Origin of the sequence: Thermogladius sp. (assembly GCF_049970955.1) — an archaeon.
GTDB lineage: Archaea > Thermoproteota > Thermoprotei_A > Sulfolobales > Desulfurococcaceae > Thermogladius.
The window spans coordinates 1-2,545 of sequence record NZ_JBMFLY010000100.1 but is presented as its reverse complement, the minus strand read 5'-3'; the positions used below and the strand labels follow the sequence as shown (position 1 = coordinate 2,545).

Genomic DNA, 2,545 nt, shown 5'->3' with positions numbered 1-2,545 from the left:
GAGTGGAGCAGGTACACGTACTCGTCGTTCGCGTCCATCTTGAAAAGGCCGAGGAAGGCGCCCCACTGGAGTATGTTCCGCTTAGCGTCGTTCAAGTGGAGGTGGTAGTACTGCGAGAGAACGCTCTCGTACTCGTCTGAGGTTATGACCCTCCTCCTGGAGAGCACGTCGAGTAGGGTGCCGAGCGGCTCTACCCTCTTGGCGTTCTCCCTCAGCAACTTCTTAACGCTCTTTATGTTGCCGGTCACGACCCTCTCGCCCAGCTCTGTGAGCACGACGTCGCCGTTGGGGGCGATCGCGACAAGCCCCAGGCTCTCCGCAACGTCGATTACGTGGGGCAGTATGTCGATGTTCTCGCCCAGCAGGTCCCCCAGGTTCATGGGGTCTGCTCTCCCGCCCAAGCTGTGGAGGGCCTCAACAAGGCCGAGTAGGTGGTCTGGTGTTAGGTAGTACGGTAGCACGACCTTCTTTGTATCTTGTGACAACCCCCTCTAAGCACCCCGGTGGGTATATTAAACGCTCGGGATCCTAATAAACTTGACAACGTGTAACGGTGTGGGCTTTGGTCCCGGAGCTCGTCGTGGCAACGCTTATGAGCCTCTACAGGATGTTCGCGGCATACCTTTTATCGCTCTTGATCGCCCTGTTCACGGGCATCGCGATGGCCAGGAACAGGGTCGTCGAGACGGTCCTCCTACCCACCCTAGACGTCCTCCAGTCCATACCCATACTGGGCTTCTTCCCCGTCGTCTTATCCGTGTTTGTCTACGCGCTGGGCCCGGGTGTGGGGGGCGAGCTGAGCGCAATAGTCCTGATAACGACGAGCCTGGTCTGGAACATGATCTTCGGCGTGTACGCGTCTGTTAAGTCTCTCGACCCCTCCTTCGACTTGATGGCCAGGGTGTACAGGATACCGCTCCCCCTCAAGGTGGCCTTGGTGTACGCCCCCGCCTCGCGCACGTCTCTCCTCTCCAATAGCATAATATCCTGGGCGGGCGGCTGGTTCTTCCTCACGAGCGCGGAGGTGATCTCGATGGGGTCCCAGACCCTCAAGCTGGTCGGGCTGGGGAGCTTCATATTCGACGCCTCGAACAGGGGGGACTCCCAGGCCTTCGCGGCCGGGATAGCCGTCTTGTTCGCCGTCATCCTCGCAACCTACATACTCCTCTGGAACCCGGCTGTGGTGAAGTACACGGGGCTCGCCATACTCCCTGGTGTGGCGGCGGTCTACGACTTCCTCGAGAAGCTTGCGAGGCTTTTCTGGAGGCTCGTGGTAAGGGCTGTCCTGAGACTCTGGGTCTACTACAGGAGGCTCGCGCTACCTGCCACGGCCTTAATCCCGGCCGCTCTGCTGGGCCCCCGGGTGGAGCTACGCGGGGTCTCCGCCGCCACACTCTACGATAACATGGTCAAATACTTGGAAATGTTCCTGAGCAACGTCTGGCTGACGCTGGTCAGAGTCTACGTTGTAGTGCTCGTCTCGCTACTAATATCTCTCCCGCTCGCGTACCTATCGCACAGGAGGAGGGCCACGGGGCTGGCCGCTTGTACGGCTGGGGAGCTCCTGTCGTCGATCCCGGCCGTGATCTGGTGGCCTCTACTACTACCGGTCGCGCACACCGCCCCCTGGTTCGTCATGTTCTTCGTCTACCTCCAGGGCGCCCTGTGGTACGTGTACTTCAACGTCATGATCTTCGGGCTCCAGTACGTGAAGAGGGACATCATCGAGCTGGCGGAGGTGTACAGGGTGAGGGGGTTCCTGTACTTCAAGTCCGTGTTCATACCGGCCATGCTCCCCTCCATATTGGCAGGCCTAATCTCCGCCTCGGGGGGTGCCTGGAACGCCTCTATAGCCGCGGAGTACATCGCACTCGAGAACTTCGAAGTAGACATGGGAGGGGTGGGGAGCCTCATAGACAAACTCGCGGCGGGGGGCGACGCGCTCGGGGTCTTGTTCGTAGCTTTATACATGAGCCTCGTGATAGTCTTGCTAAACAGGCTCGTCTGGCACAGGCTATTCGCGAGGATGGGGTCGAGGTTCGTTGTCGACTAAGCTCACGCTCAGCATCAGGGGGCTGACGAAGAAGTACAAGGCGCCCGGCAGGGAGGTCCTGGTCCTGGACAACATAAGCTTCGACGTAGGCGAGGAGTTCGTTGCCATACTGGGGCCCAGCGGCTGCGGGAAGTCGACCCTCCTCAGGATCATAGCAGGCGTGGAGAAGCCCGACTCCGGGACCGTGGAGTTCCACCTCGGGCACGAGCCGAGAGTCGGCTTCGTCTTCCAGTTCCCCACCCTCCTGCCGTGGATGACGGTCCTATCCAACGTAGCGCTGCCGCTGCTCGCCAGAGGGGTGGGGGAGGGCGAGGCCAGGGAGAAGGCCAGGAGGGCCCTGACCCTCGTGGGGCTGGGGGAGTTCGAGGACTTCTACCCCAACGAGCTGAGCGGGGGGATGAAGCAGAGGGTGAACATAGCAAGGGCGCTCGCGGTCGAGCCCGACTTCCTCCTACTAGACGAGCCGTTCTCCAACCTCGACCCGCTTACAGC

The 2,545-nt window shown here is 60.7% G+C and carries 3 protein-coding genes; 2 read left to right on the top strand and 1 reads right to left on the bottom strand.

The features are described from left to right. Positions 1-485 (bottom strand): AAA-associated domain-containing protein (locus tag ACP5VX_RS06980; protein WP_428725158.1); only part of this gene is annotated, 485 nt, incomplete at its 3' end. A 77-nt stretch (positions 486-562) separates the two neighbouring features. Between ACP5VX_RS06980 and ACP5VX_RS06975 the strand changes: the two genes are divergently transcribed. Together ACP5VX_RS06975 and ACP5VX_RS06970 are read left to right on the top strand one after the other, a co-directional pair. Next, a complete protein-coding gene (locus tag ACP5VX_RS06975; protein ID WP_428725157.1) occupies positions 563-2,053 on the top strand; it encodes an ABC transporter permease subunit in 1,491 nt (496 codons plus the stop codon). Further along, on the top strand, positions 2,043-2,545 hold a 503-nt coding region (locus ACP5VX_RS06970; protein WP_428725156.1), incomplete at its 3' end, for an ABC transporter ATP-binding protein. The genes ACP5VX_RS06975 and ACP5VX_RS06970, both read left to right, overlap by 11 nt.